The organism is Abyssisolibacter fermentans (assembly GCF_001559865.1).
GTDB lineage: Bacteria > Bacillota > Clostridia > Tissierellales > MCWD3 > Abyssisolibacter > Abyssisolibacter fermentans.
Genome location: NZ_LOHE01000074.1, coordinates 16,571 through 31,868 on the forward strand (window position 1 = coordinate 16,571; position 15,298 = coordinate 31,868).

General features: G+C 30.4%; 12 protein-coding genes. All 12 read right to left on the reverse strand.

Annotation, left to right across the window (positions count from 1 at the left end; translation table 11 throughout):
• Positions 1 to 310: 310 nt before the first annotated feature.
• Complete coding sequence (locus tag AYC61_RS13900; RefSeq protein ID WP_066503599.1) at positions 311 to 1,018, reverse strand: FadR/GntR family transcriptional regulator; 708 nt, start codon at positions 1,016 to 1,018, stop codon at positions 311 to 313.
• Positions 1,019 to 1,125: 107 nt separating this feature from the next.
• Entirely contained in the window at positions 1,126 to 1,533 is a 408-nt protein-coding gene (locus AYC61_RS13905; protein ID WP_242866802.1) for a hypothetical protein, read from the reverse strand.
• Positions 1,534 to 1,669: 136 nt separating this feature from the next.
• Positions 1,670 to 2,845, reverse strand: a complete 1,176-nt coding sequence (locus AYC61_RS13910) for a D-alanine--D-alanine ligase family protein (protein ID WP_066503601.1) — start codon at positions 2,843 to 2,845, stop codon at positions 1,670 to 1,672.
• A 14-nt stretch (positions 2,846 to 2,859) separates the two neighbouring features.
• Positions 2,860 to 4,488 carry a UDP-N-acetylmuramoyl-tripeptide--D-alanyl-D-alanine ligase gene (locus AYC61_RS13915; RefSeq protein ID WP_066503604.1) on the reverse strand — a complete coding sequence of 543 codons (1,629 nt, stop codon included), beginning with the start codon at positions 4,486 to 4,488 and terminating at the stop codon, positions 2,860 to 2,862.
• Positions 4,478 to 5,257: an alpha/beta fold hydrolase gene (locus tag AYC61_RS13920; protein WP_066503606.1), complete on the reverse strand. Its 780-nt coding sequence runs from the start codon at positions 5,255 to 5,257 to the stop codon at positions 4,478 to 4,480. The genes AYC61_RS13915 and AYC61_RS13920 overlap by 11 nt, the downstream gene beginning before the upstream one ends.
• Before the next feature lie 758 nt (positions 5,258 to 6,015).
• Positions 6,016 to 7,986: a sodium-translocating pyrophosphatase gene (locus AYC61_RS13925; RefSeq protein ID WP_242866803.1), complete on the reverse strand. Its 1,971-nt coding sequence runs from the start codon at positions 7,984 to 7,986 to the stop codon at positions 6,016 to 6,018.
• Between the two features lie 529 nt (positions 7,987 to 8,515).
• Positions 8,516 to 8,746: a preprotein translocase subunit SecG gene (gene secG / locus AYC61_RS13930; protein ID WP_066503608.1), complete on the reverse strand. Its 231-nt coding sequence runs from the start codon at positions 8,744 to 8,746 to the stop codon at positions 8,516 to 8,518.
• A 526-nt stretch (positions 8,747 to 9,272) separates the two neighbouring features.
• Positions 9,273 to 10,562 (reverse strand): phosphopyruvate hydratase, encoded by a 1,290-nt coding sequence (gene eno / locus AYC61_RS13935; RefSeq protein WP_066503609.1) that lies wholly within the window; start codon positions 10,560 to 10,562, stop codon positions 9,273 to 9,275.
• A gap of 28 nt (positions 10,563 to 10,590) precedes the next feature.
• A complete protein-coding gene (gene gpmI / locus AYC61_RS13940; RefSeq protein ID WP_066503610.1) occupies positions 10,591 to 12,123 on the reverse strand; it encodes a 2,3-bisphosphoglycerate-independent phosphoglycerate mutase in 1,533 nt (510 codons plus the stop codon).
• A 31-nt stretch (positions 12,124 to 12,154) separates the two neighbouring features.
• Positions 12,155 to 12,901: a triose-phosphate isomerase gene (gene tpiA / locus AYC61_RS13945; protein WP_066503611.1), complete on the reverse strand. Its 747-nt coding sequence runs from the start codon at positions 12,899 to 12,901 to the stop codon at positions 12,155 to 12,157.
• A 12-nt stretch (positions 12,902 to 12,913) separates the two neighbouring features.
• Positions 12,914 to 14,113, reverse strand: a complete 1,200-nt coding sequence (locus tag AYC61_RS13950; RefSeq protein WP_066503614.1) for a phosphoglycerate kinase — start codon at positions 14,111 to 14,113, stop codon at positions 12,914 to 12,916.
• 156 nt (positions 14,114 to 14,269) lie between these two features.
• Positions 14,270 to 15,277 (reverse strand): type I glyceraldehyde-3-phosphate dehydrogenase, encoded by a 1,008-nt coding sequence (gap, locus tag AYC61_RS13955; protein WP_420806814.1) that lies wholly within the window; start codon positions 15,275 to 15,277, stop codon positions 14,270 to 14,272.
• Between the last annotated feature and the right edge of the window lie 21 nt (positions 15,278 to 15,298).

The window sequence follows — 15,298 nt, forward strand, 5'->3', positions numbered from 1 at the left end:
GTTTAAGTAAAATTTCACAAATTGATAAACTTATATTCTTAAATCATTGATTAAACTACTATTACATTATAACATATATATAATTCAATATTTATCTGAAGCTATGTGATTGCTTTTAATCATAATAAAAGAAGGCTATTCACCTTCTAATTTTGTTTGAAAACTCTAAGTAATATAGTTTAAATAAAATATTTTATCCGAAACTCTTTATTCTAACATTTATTTCTTTCTAAAACAGTTAAAATATTTGATGGTTCTATAGTATGACCATGAATTTTTATATTAACCACAGATTTATATTTAGTTATGTTTAATCTTCATTCTTTATATTTATCATTGATCTATTTATTGTATTTAAATGCTCCCTCATTGCTTCTGCTGCTTTTATTGCATTTTTTTCTATTAATGCATCACATATTGTTTGATGTTGATCTATAAGCAAATTTCTAGTTTCTGAACGCTCCATAATAATCTCTCTTGCATTTTCTATAAATAGTTCCATGAGTGAAGATATTGCATTTAGTAAATTCATTGCAAGTGAATTGTCTGCAATTTGAGCTATTTTATAATGCAATTCCTTATCTATCCTTGCACTATCCTTTTCATCTGTTGCATTTTCTAATCTTTTCATTAAATCTTTTAATTCTTCTATATCATTATTAGTTATTTTAGTTGCAGCACTAGCAGCTGTTTCAACTTCAATCATCTTTCTTAATTCTAAAATTTCTTCTTTTTTTCCTTTATTTAATAAAAACATTACTGAAAGAGGTTCAAAAAAACTATTTCCTATGTTATCACGAATAAAATTACCCTCACCTTGTTTACTTTCTAACAATCCTATTATTTCTAAGGCTCTTAAAGCTTCTCTTATTGATGCTCTGCTAACACCTAATTGCTCAGACAAGTCTCTCTCAGCAGGAAGCTTATCTCCTTTTTTAAGTTGTCCTGAAATAATCATATTTTGTATTTGTTCAATTACATGTTGATAAACTTTTTTTTGTTTTATTGGCTTAAACAATCTTTACCTCTCCTTAACAGTTAAAAAATCTATATTTTTCATTATATCAATGTTACATCATTTTGTAAAATTATTAATTGCATAAAGAAACTCCTTCAAAGAAGGAGTTAAATAAACTTAGCATTATTGTTTATTTTTTTTAATTTAGCAATATCAGCCCAATTATTTGCTGTTGCTTCTTCTACTCTGTATAAATCTTTTTTAATTGCAGTTACATCACATTTTACTTCTGCAATATCATGCATCATAATATCCCTTTCTGCCTTAGCTATCTCAGCAGAATGTTCTAAAGCTCTGAGTATTTGTGAATGTTCATCTAGCTTTTGTGAATGTTCATCAAGTTTTTGTGAGTGTTCATTAAGAATAATAGTATGTTGGTTTAGTATCTCAGTATGTTCATTTAATATCTCAGTATGCTCATTTAATATCACTGTATGTTCATCAAGTTGTGTTCTAATTGGTTTTAACTCTTCTCTCATTATTTCTCTAATAGCGGATAATAATTCCTTTTCCATATATTCACCACCTTGATAATATTATAGCATAATATCTTGAATAAAAATATTAAATTTTTCTTTTCATAACTGACAACAATATATAAAAATCGACCTCTAATATTCTTAAAAACAACATTAAAGGTCGAGCTTTATATTAAAGTTTACTTGCTTTACTTATCTGTTCTCTTCTTTTAAATAAATCAATATCATATGAATACATATTGTTTGACTTCTCTTCATGTACTTTAAGTGCTATATCTATCATCTCACTTATCATACTCTTAAAGCTTATTCCTGTTGCTTCCCATAAGTAAAATGCCCATGAACCTGGTGCTGTGTTTATTTCGTTTACATATACTTTATCATTTTCATCTAATAAGAAATCTATTCTAGCATTTCCTCTTGCATCTATGACACTAAAAGCTTCTTTTGCCATTCTTTCAATTTCTTTTGTAGTCTTTTCTTTTAAATCTGCTGGTATCTTTCTCTTATCACTTCCACCTTTTGATCCACTTCCACCTTTTGAACTATTTATGTATTTATCTTCATAAGTCAATAAATCCTTCCAGCCTAAAGGTTCTTCACACAATGAAACCTTTAATTTATCATCATAACCCATGACAGCACAATTTATCTCTCTAGGGTTTTTTACTGCTTTTTCAATCAAAATCTTTCTATCGTATCTTATTGCAACTTCTATGGCGTTAACTAATTCACCTTCATTATTTGCTTTATTTATACCAACACTTGATCCTAAATTTGCTGGCTTAACAAAAACAGGATATTCTACTTCTTTTTGAACCTTCTCAATAACACTATCCTTATTTTTTAACCATGTGCTTCTATAAAACCAAGTATAATCTACTACCTGCAAATCATGTGATTTGTAAACATCCTTCATCAGTATTTTATCCATGCCTACTGCTGCCGAAGTCACATTGCATCCAGTATAAGGTATATTCATTAACTCGAATAATCCTTGAATGGTTCCATCCTCACCATTTGTACCATGAACTGATGGGAAAATAACATCTATTTCTTCAAAGACTTTTTTTGCAAATAAGCCTTTTTTTTCAGGGTGAGAATACATTTTGCGATCACCATGAACAGGTGTGAAAATAATTTCCTTTGCATCACTAAATGACTTATTCTTAAATGTATCATATTTTTTTAAGCAATCTCCTGTAAACCACTTGCCTTCTTTGTTAATGTATATCGCGACTGGCTCATACTTGCTCTTATCTATATTTTCAATAACTTGAAGTCCTGTTATAACAGAAACTTCATGTTCAACACTTCTACCACCAAAAATAACACCAACTTTAATCATACTAAACCTCCATATTAATTTTCATTAAATGTATCTGGTAAATCATTTTCAAACAATACTACATCTTTTGGTCTAACTATACTTTGAAGTCTTACTGTTGCTTCATTTAGTGAATTCACAACAAATACTTTTGACATATCAAAGCTTTTTTCTTTTAAGCCTTCATATATAGGCTGGGTTTTCTTTCTTCCTACCAAAATTATATAATCACAAACCTCTGCCATATTATGACCAAATTCTTTGTTTGCTTCATCTTCTTCTAGTCCAAGCTCTACCATACCAGGCGTTACAACTATTTTATTTCCCTCTTTAAAATTACTTATTACATCTAAGGCTGCTTTACATCCAACTGGATTGGAATTGAAAGCATCATCGATTACTATAACCCCTGTACCTGGGTCTATAAGCTGTAGTCTGTGAGGAACAGGCTCTACTGTTTCTATACCTCTCCTTATTTCTTCAAAAGTAAGACCCAATGCTCTTGCTACTGCAGCTCCTGCTAAAAGGTTAGATATATTATGCTTTCCTAATAATTTTGATTTGCAAACAATAGAGTTGCCTTCTTTATCTTTCAAAGTAAATATAGAACCTTTATCAAATACTTTAATGTCTTGTGCAAATAAATCAAGATTTTCTACATCATCTAAGCCATATAATATTTTTTCTTTAAATGTCTTATCTGCTAATTTTTTTATATAATTATTATCATAGTTAAATATAGCTATTCCATCTGTAGGTAATTCCTCTATTAGCTCATATTTAGTTTTTGATATGTTTTCCAAATTCTTAAAAGTTTCAAGATGCGTAGGTCCTATTGAGGTTAGAACTCCTATTTTAGGATTTGCAAGCTTAGCTACTTCCTCAATCTCACCTATTTTTCTAGCTCCCATTTCAACAACAAATGCTTCATGTTCATTACTTAGTGTATTGTTTACAACTTTACTTATCCCCATAGGTGTATTAAAACTATTTGGAGTCATCAAAACATTATATTTTTGCTTTAATATCTGGTTTGTTATAAATTTAGTTGTTGTTTTTCCAAAGCTGCCTGTTATACCTACAATCTTTAAATTTTCAAATTTCCTGACCTTATTGTATGCCATATCATAATAATATTTGTTAATCCTATTTTCTATAGGTTTCATACATACACTAGCTAATGCCATGTTGTATGGCACATAAAAATATAGTACTGACATCCATAATAATATTAACAGTAAATTCACTGTTTTAATTTTAAATAACAATACAAAAATACCAAATAAAATAACTAATAAAACATAACTGCATAAACAAAGTCTTTTTGCTCTTTTAGTATAAACTAAAGGCTTCTTTACTTCTTTCTTTTTAAAATCAATGCTGTATATTATTGTAATAGCCCATACTGCCATACCTATATACAGAACAATATTTATAGTTTTAAATGAATATATGACTATGAATATTGCAGTAATAATTATATTGATAATTTGTTTTAATGTAAAAACTTTATTTCTACCTTGATTCTTTATCCAGCTAATATAATTATTTGTATTATATTCTTCAAGCTGTAGCATATGCAAGAAATATATATTTCTAAAATATACTGACATTATCCAAATTACTAAACAAAGACCTAATCCTAATAAAATATTATTTCCCATTTGTTTCACACTCCCCTAAAAACTTATCAATTACAACTTTAAAGCTATACAATTGATCTATGTATGAAAAATGTCCTGCGTTATCAAATACAACTAATCCACTATCTTTTATTTCTTCTTCCATAATCTTGCCCATATATAATGGAGTTTGATCGTCGTCTCTACCCCATATGAGTAGTGTCGATGCTTCTACGTTTTTTAAATATGGTCTTAGATTTTCATTAACCAATTTGACCATGATTTTTCTCATTATACCTTGCGAACTCCTATAATCGTCAGAACCAAATTTTTTATAGAATTTTTCCATAGTTTCTTTCTTATCTTTCCAGAAAAATAAACTTTTATATATGAATTTTAATGTTTTAAAAGAATAAACTTTTATATAGTATTTTGCTTTTCTTTTAGGAATAAGTCCAGCACTATCAATTAATATCATTTTATCTATAAGTTTTGTATATTGGCTAGCAAGTAAAATAGATATTCTTCCGCCATGTGAATGTCCTATTAAGGTTACTCTTTTTATATTCATTTTGTCAATAAATTTTTTTATTATATCTTTATATTCTTTAGAACCCCAAACTTCTTTAGGTTCATCACTCTCTCCAAACCCTGGTAAGTCTAAAGCATAGACTTGAAACCTATCTTTTAAATGATTAAAAATAGGAATCATCGTCTGTATATTTGCACCCCATCCATGAAGAATAATAATAGGATTACCTTCACCTTCACATATGTAATTAATACTCAAGTCATCAATATTGACCTTCATTAAATCATCCTCACTAATTAGATATTCATTTACTTTTTTAAGTATATTTTAATTTATGTTCATTTTGTCAATATATATTATTATATTTTTGTAATTGCCCTACAGCCAACTAATTAGATTTATATCCACTCAGTCATTATATTTTTACTTTAATATATGCCTCCTTTGATTATATCAGAAGTTCGAATTAAATTCTACTAGTAGTTACTTATATAATTATTAACCAAACTAACTAATTACATAACTAAATGGCTTTTTCTAATGTACACGCTTTCATAGAAAATCTATTATTGTTTTTATGGACATATTATTCATAATATGTTAACAATCAAGTGCTGTTTTTTTCATAATATACTTGCGTACAATAGTCTCTGTCAATATGAAAATAAGAATGAAAGAAGATATGGTTTGAATGAAACATGGATATTTGGTGTATTACCCACATTAATAGGCTTTATAATTATCTGGTTTTTAATAATTGGAATAGTAGTTTTTATTATAATCCCTGATTATTCATATAACTTTGTATAATATGCTGTATAATTATGAATTAGAAGATTTCAGTGAATTTGAAGGCATACCGAGTTGGTATGTTAGGTGGCTTAAATGTTTAATGATAAAATCTTAAAAAAACACAAGATTAACTCTATTTATAATTATTAATGTTACTGATAGTATAGAACCGAATAAACTAATTAAGGGACTAACTCAAATATTATTTTAAGTCAGTCCCTTTGTATTATCTTAAATAGTCTATATTATATAAACAATGGTGCAAATACCACTGCAACTATAGTCATAAGCTTAATTAATATGTTTATTGAAGGTCCAGATGTATCCTTGAAAGGATCTCCTACTGTATCTCCAACAACTGCTGCTTTATGAGCATCACTACCTTTTCCGCCATGATTTCCTTCTTCGATGAATTTCTTAGCGTTATCCCATGCTCCACCAGCATTAGCCATGAATATAGCCATAAGAACACCAGTTACTAAAGCACCTGCTAATAATCCACCTAAAGCTGCTTTTCCTAATAATAAACCAGTAGCTATTGGTGCAATAACTGCTAGTAATCCAGGTATAACCATTTCTCTTAATGCTGCTGCTGTACTAATATCAACACATTTTTTATATTCTGGTTTACCTTTTCCTTCCATAATTCCAGGTATTTCTTTAAACTGTCTTCTTACTTCTGCTATCATTGAGAATGCTGCTTTACCAACAGCCTTCATAGTGATTGCTGAGAATAAGAATGGAAGCATACCACCTATTAGAAGTCCAGCTATAACAGTTGGATCTGTAAGGTTGATATTTGTTAATTCAACTGCCTTTGTATATGAAGCAAATAATGCTAAAGCTGTTAAAGCTGCAGATCCTATTGCAAATCCTTTACCAATTGCAGCTGTTGTATTTCCAACTGCATCAAGCTTATCAGTTATCTTTCTAACTCCACTTGGTAATTCACACATTTCTGCAATACCGCCAGCATTGTCAGCTATTGGACCATAAGCATCAACTGCAACTGTCATACCAGCTGTTGAAAGCATTCCTACTGCTGCTAATGCAATACCATATAATCCAGCTACATTATAAGCAACCAATATTCCTGCTGCAATAATGATAATTGGAAATGCTGTAGATCTCATACCTACAGATAATCCAGCTATTATTGTAGTAGAAGGACCCATTTCAGAATCAGTTGCAATTTCTTTAACAGGTTTATATTCTGTTGAAGTGTAGTACTCTGTAATTTTTGCAACAATTATTCCTACTAGTAATCCTGCCACTATTGCATAAAATGGATTAATTTCACCTAAAATGTTTTTACTTAAGAAAAATGCTACTATTATAGTAAGTATAGAACTTACTGCTGTTCCCATATTAAGAGATTTTTGAGGGTTAGAGTTTTCGTTTGCTCTAACAAAAAATGTTCCTATTATAGATGCTATAATTCCTGTACCTGCTAATAGCAATGGGAATAATGCCCCATCTTTACCGTATACTAGAATTCCTAAAGTAATTGCTGATATTATTGAACCAACATAAGATTCAAATAAGTCTGCTCCCATACCTGCAACGTCACCAACATTGTCACCAACGTTATCAGCTATAACAGCTGGGTTTCTTGGATCATCTTCAGGTATACCTGCTTCAACTTTACCAACTAAGTCAGCTCCAACGTCAGCTGCTTTAGTGTAAATACCTCCACCAACACGTCCAAATAACGCTATTGATGATGCACCAAGACCAAATCCTGTGATTATACTAGCGCTATCAAAAAGTATGTATAAAGTACCAACACCAATTAAACCAAGTCCTACTACACACATACCCATAACTGCTCCACCAGAAAATGCTACTGATAATGCCTTGTTCATTCCTGATTCTTTTGCTGCATTAGCTGTTCTAACATTAGCTTTTGTAGCAACTCTCATACCAAAAAATCCTGCTAGTGCTGAAAAAATCGCTCCAACTAAAAACGATATTGCTGTTGGCCAACTTTTTAAAGCTACTCCTAAGATAACAAATAATGCAGCAACAAATATTACAAGAGTTTTATACTCTCTTGAAAGAAATGCCATAGCTCCTTCTTGGATGTATGTTGATATTTCCTTCATTCTATCTGTTCCAACATTTACTTTATTTATGCTAGATGCTTTAAAAGCGGCAAATAATAATGCTATTACACCTACTATCGGTGCAATATAAATAAGTGATTCATTATTCAATACTATTCCTCCTTTTGTAACAAAAATATAATAATGGGGAATTGTTTAACCCCAAAACTATTCTAATACTTTCAATTAATATAATTAAAAAAGTCTTCATTCTAAAAACATAAAGGAAGACTTTTTCAAATCTATATATAAAAATTAGAACAAATCTTCGATTATAAATATTTTCAATATAAATTTTGTTCTAATCTATATACGAAAAATTATAACTTATCCACAGTAAGTCAATAATATCCTATAGATTAGTAAAAAAAGTCTTTCTATAAAGGTTGACTTTTTTGAAATTACTGAAACTATTTATATCTAAAATTTTAAAAGTTTATAATTCCCTACACATCATAAAAAAATCTTTGTTAAACTTAAGGTTGATTTTTTTAGAACATGTCTATAATTTCCTATAGATTAGAACAAAATCTTTATCTTCATTTAAGTTCAAGGTAGATTTTGTTGAAATCTATATACGGAAATTAAAGCTTATCTACAGTTTTAAAAGATTATAATTTCCTATAGATTTTTAAAAAAGCTATTTTATAGCAGTCAATGCTAATGCAGATATAACGAATAAAATTGCACTTATAGTTGTAACTTTACCTAATAATGTCTCATAGCTTCTTCCTTTATTTTTCCCCCAAATACTTTCTGCACCACCAGAAATACTGCCTGATAAACCAGCACTTTTACCTGATTGCAAAAGTACGCTTGCAATTAAAACTAAACTTGATAAAATTATCAAAACGAAAAAAACACTTTTCATATCTACACCTCCTATACTGCAATTAACATACCTATTTTAACATAGACATAATACAAAATCAATTATAATTACAATAAATTTATCCCTGATTATTTATATAACTCCCCATAATATAGTGTATAGTTCTGAATTAGAAGATTTCAGTGAATTTGAAGGCATACCGAGTTGGTATGTCGAAAATTTAATGAACTTCTTATAATCAGAAGAATGCAATATAGTATTTAATTTTCTATGAATAATCTGGGTTTATATAATAAACTATTAAATACATTATACATCATATATATATAGATTACCATATTTTCATTTTTTATGCATCTATATTTTTATTATAGTAAAACTCTTCCTAATTACTCCCTAGTAGTAAACCATTTATAAATTTCGTTTTACCATTCAATGTACTCCTACTTACTTCGTTCCTAGAAGTAAGAAAACAAAGGGTAGATAATTATCTACCCTTAAACTGTTTAATTAAATCAACATATTTCTAGGTTTTAAGTAATGATTGATATCTGTTCTAAGCTAATTATTTAATATTATAAAAAGCATCTATTCCTTTATATTGAGCTGTATCGCCTAACATATCTTCTAATCTTAGTAATTGATTGTATTTAGCAACTCTATCTGTTCTTGATGGTGCACCTGTCTTAATTTGACCAGCATTAGTTGCAACAACTAAATCAGCTATTGTTGTATCTGAAGTTTCTCCTGATCTATGAGAAATAACTGCTGTGAATCCAGCTCTTTTAGCCATTTCAATAGCATCTAAAGTTTCTGTAATTGTTCCTATTTGGTTAAGTTTAATTAATATTGAGTTTGCACTACCTAGTTTGATTCCTTTTGCTAATCTTTTTGTATTAGTAACAAATAAATCGTCTCCAACTATTTGAATAGTATTACCAAGCTTTTCAGTCATTAGCTTCCATCCATCCCAATCTTCTTCACTTAATCCATCTTCAATTGAAATTATTGGATACTTAGCTACTAAATCAGCATAAAAATCAACCATTTCTTCAGCAGTAAGTTTTCTTCCTTCTGCTTCTAAGTTGTAAGTTTTAGCTTCCTCATCATAAATTTCTGTAGCTGCTACGTCTAAAGCAAGTTTTACCTGCTCTCCTGGTTTATATCCAGCTTTTTCGATAGCTTCAACTATTGTAGCTAATGCTTCTTCGTTAGATGTTAGGTTTGGAGCAAATCCACCTTCATCACCTACAGCAGTATTTAAACCTTTTGATTTTAAAACTGATTTTAAGCTGTGGAATATTTCAGCTCCCATTCTTAATGCAGTAGCCCAGCAATCAGCTCCTACTGGCATAATCATAAATTCTTGGATATCAACATTGTTATCAGCATGTTTTCCACCATTTAATATATTCATCATTGGTACTGGTAGAGTTTTACCATTTACTCCTCCAAGGTATTGATATAAGTCAAGACCTACGAAATCAGCTGCTGCTTTTGCAACTGCCATTGATACTCCTAATATAGCATTTGCACCAAATTTACCTTTATTATCAGTTCCATCAAGTTCTATCATTAATTTATCTATAGAAACTTGATCTCTTACATCTAATCCAATAACTTCTGGCGCTATAATATCATTTACATTATCTACTGCTTTTGTAACACCTTTGCCTAAATATCTATTTTTATCTCCATCTCTTAATTCTACAGCTTCAAATGCTCCTGTTGAAGCTCCTGAAGGAACTGCTGCTCTACCAAAAGCACCACTTTCAGTAATTACCTCGACTTCTACAGTTGGATTTCCTCTTGAATCAAGTATCTCTCTTGCATATACATCAGTTATAATGCTCATTACTTTTCCTCCTCATATTAAATCTGTTTTATTTTACTATTATACTCTTACCTGTCATTTCTTCTGGAAGCTTTTCGCCCATCATATTTAATAGTGTTGGCGCTATATCAGCTAAGATTCCATCTTCTTTTAACTTAACATCACCTTCACCAACTATTATACATGGGACAGGATTAGTTGAATGTGCTGTAACTTTGCCTCCATTTTTATCTATCATTTCTTCAGCGTTACCATGGTCAGCAGTTATTAATGCTTTTCCATTCTTAGAAACTATAGTGTCTATAATCTCACCTAATAATGTATCGACTGTTTCTATAGCTTTAGTAACAGCTTCCACACTTCCTGTATGACCAACCATATCTGTATTAGCAAAATTCAAGACTATTAAATCATACTTATCTTCGTTAATTTGCTCTATTACTCTGTTTTTAACTTCTAGGGCACTCATTTCAGGTTTTAAATCATAAGTCGCCACTTTTGGTGATGGTATTAATAATCTATCTTCACCTTCATTAGGTTGTTCTACTCCACCGTTAAAAAAGAAGGTTACATGTGCATATTTCTCAGTTTCTGCTATTCTAAGTTGTTTATACCCAAGCTTACTAACATATTCACCTAAAGTATTAACATATTTTTGTGGTTTATATGCAATTTCAACATTTTTTATCGTTTTGTCATACTGAGTCATACAAACAAAGAAAACATCGACTTTCTTATTTCTAACAAAACCATCAAAATCATCATCTACAAAAGCTCTTGTAATCTGTCTTGCTCTGTCAGGTCTAAAGTTATAAAAGATTACCGAATCACCATCTTCAACTAAAGCAATCGGTTTATTGTTATTATAGATAGTTGTAGGAATAACGAATTCATCGGTCACGTCTTCATCATATGATTTGTTTATTACCTCTAAAGAAGAACTTGCTATATTTCTATTTCCAATTACCATCGCTTCATAACCTTTTTTAACTCTATCCCATCTTTTATCTCTATCCATTGTGTAATATCTGCCAGAAATACTTGCTATAGTACCTACTCCTATTTCTTTCATCTTATCTTCTAATTCTATTAAATACTGTTTAGCACTTGATGGTGATACATCTCTTCCGTCTAATATACAATGCACATAAACATCTTTCATGTTTTGTTTTTTAGCTAAGCTTAACAATGCATATAAATGTTTGCTGTGACTATGTACTCCACCTGGTGATAATAAGCCCATTAGATGAAGCTTGCCATTATTTTTTTTAGCATTTTCTATTGCATTTAGAAACTCTTGCTTTTTAAAAAATTCACCATTTTGGGTAGCTTTAGTTATTCTAGTCAACTCTTGATATACTACCCTTCCTGCTCCTATATTTAAATGACCTACTTCAGAATTACCCATTTGACCTTCAGGTAATCCAACCGAAAGACCACTGGCTTTAAGTTTAGTATTAGGATATTGTTTTATCAATTTATTATAATTTGGAGTTTTAGCTTTTTTTATTGCATTACCCGGATAATCAGCTCCTAAGCCCCATCCATCAAGAATTATCAATGCTGCTAAATTTTTGGGCATTATAACTCCTCCTTTTCTGTGACAATTAATATTAAAAATTAATTAATTGTATAAAATCTTCTGCTTTTAAACTTGCTCCACCTACTAAAGCACCATCAATATCTGATTTATTCATTATTTCAGTTACATTTTTAGGTTTTACACTTCCTCCATATTGTATGCTAACATTTTCTGATACTTCTTCAGTATACAATTCTTTTACAGCTTCTCTAATAAAAGCCGCCATTTCATTTGCATCGTCACTTGAAGCAGTTTTTCCTGTTCCTATTGCCCATATTGGTTCATATGCTATAACTATTTTTTGTACATCTTCAGCACTAATGTCTTCTAAATCTTTTACTATTTGATTCTTTACTACTTCTTTTTCTTTGCCAGACTCTCTTTGCTCTAAAGTTTCACCTACACATAATATAGGATTAATTTTATGACTAATTGCAGATTTTATTTTTTTATTTACTGTTTCATCAGTTTCATTAAAGTATTGTCTTCTTTCAGAGTGTCCAATTATAACATAGTCTACTCCTATTTCATTTAACATTATTGGAGAAATTTCTCCTGTAAATGCTCCACTTTCTTCCCAATGCATGTTTTGCGCACCTATCTTTAACTTAGTATCTTTAGTTGCTTTTTTAACTTCATTTAAACATGTTGCTGGTACACAAACTACTACTTCAACATCTGTCTTGTTACTTTCTTCTTTGATAGAATTAACAAGTTCAACAGCTTCACTTATATTTTTATTCATTTTCCAATTTCCTGCAATAATTGGTATTCTCACAACTTAACCCCCTTATTTTTCATTAATGGCTGCTATTGCTGGAAGTTCTTTACCTTCAAAGAACTCTAATGATGCACCGCCACCAGTAGATATATGAGTCATTTTGTCTGCTAAACCACTATTTTCAACTGCCGCTGCACTATCTCCGCCACCAATAATTGTAACTGCATCAGCATCAGCATCAGCTAAAGCATGTGCAACTGCATTAGTTCCACCTGCAAAGTTTTCCATTTCAAAAACACCCATAGGTCCGTTCCATATAACTGTTTTTGCTTCTTTAACAATATTACTGTATAGTTTTCTAGATTCAGGTCCTATATCTAACCCCATCATATCATCAGGAATACTATCTGATTTAACAATTTTTATTTCAGTATCATTCTTAAATTCTTTAGCGGCTACTGTATCAACTGGGATTAATAATTTAACACCTTTTTCCTGTGCTTTATTTAGAAGCTCTTTTGCAAATTCTACTTTTTCTTCTTCTAGTAGTGATGTTCCTACCGAACAACCTTTAGCTACTAAAAATGTATATGTCATTCCTCCACCGATAAGTATTGTATCAGCTTTGTTTAATAAGTTTTCTATTACTGATATTTTGTCAGAAACCTTAGCTCCTCCAAGTATTGCAACAAATGGTCTTTCTGGGTTTGACATAGCTTTTCCCATAATATCTATTTCTTTCTTTACAAGAAAACCTAAAGCTGATGGAAGTATATTACTTACACCAACGTTTGAAGCATGTGCTCTGTGAGCTGTACCGAAAGCATCATTTACAAATACATCTGCAAGAGAAGCAAGTTCTTTTGCAAAATCTTCGCCATTCTTTGTTTCTTCTTTTCTGAATCTAGTATTCTGAAGTAATACTACGTCGCCTTCTTTCATAGACTCAACTGCTTTTTTAGCATTTTCTCCAACTACTTCGTCATCAGCTGCAAAAATAACTTCCTTGTTTAAAAGCTCAGAAAGTCTTTTTGCAACAGGATCTAAACTGTATTTTTCATTTGGCTGTCCTTTTGGTCTGCCTAAATGAGACATTAATATAAGTTTTCCACCATGCTCAAGTACATACTTAATAGTAGGCATTGCTCCTAATATTCTTGCATCATTTGTTATTTCTCTATCATCATTCATAGGAACATTGAAGTCGCATCTAACAAGTACTTTTTTACCTTTTAAATCAATATCTTCAACTGACTTTTTATTTAACATATTTACACTCCTTTTTCTGTTATTTGTATTACATATATACATAAACCTAAATTTTCCGTCTAACTAAATTGTATATAAATAATTTTATTCTAATAACAGGTGTCGGTTATGTGATAATTCACATAACCGATCAGATAAACTATTAATTGTTAATTATTAGAAGCCTTTTTTTCCTATATAGCATACTAGGTCAACTACTCTGCAAGAATATGCCCACTCATTGTCATACCAAGAAACAATTTTAGCCATATTGTCTATAACCATTGTAGATAAACCATCAACTATTGATGAACGTCCATCTTTTCTATAGTCTATTGATACTAGTGGCTCATCAGAATATCCTAAAATTCCTTTCATTTCACCTTCTGCTGCTTCTATAAAAGCATTATTTATATCTTCAGCTGTAGCTGGTTTTTCAAGTTCAAATACAACATCAACAACAGATACTGTAGGAGTTGGAACTCTCATAGCCATACCATTTAATTTACCTTTTAATTCAGGGATAACTAACGCAACTGCTTTAGCTGCTCCTGTAGAAGTTGGTATTATAGACTCAGCTGCTGCTCTGGCTCTTCTAAAATCTTTTTTATGGCTTGCATCTAATATATTTTGGTCATTTGTATAAGAGTGAACAGTAGTCATAAGACCTTTTTTAACACCAAATTTTTCAACTACTACTTTTGCAAATGGAGCTAAACAGTTTGTAGTACAAGAAGCATTTGAAATAATATGATGGTTTTTAGGGTCATAATTTTTTTCATTTACACCCATAACAATTGTTATATCTTCTTCTTTTCCAGGAGCACTGATAACAACTTTTTTTGCACCAGCTTCGATATGTTTATTGGCATCTTCTCTTTTTGTAAATCTACCAGTTGATTCAACTACTACATCTATTCCCATTTCTCCCCAAGGTAGATTTGCAGGATCACGATCTGCTACTACTTTTATTTTCTTTCCATTTATTACTAAATTATCTCCTTCGATTTCAACTTTTCCTTCAAATTTACCAAAACAAGAATCATACTTAAATAAATGTGCAGCACTTTCTATACTTCCAGGGTTATTTATTGCTACTACATTAAAATCCTCATTGTTATTTTCTATTGCTGCTCTTAAAACATTTCTACCTATTCTTCCAAAACCATTGATTGCAACTTTCATTTTTATAACTCCTCCTCTTAA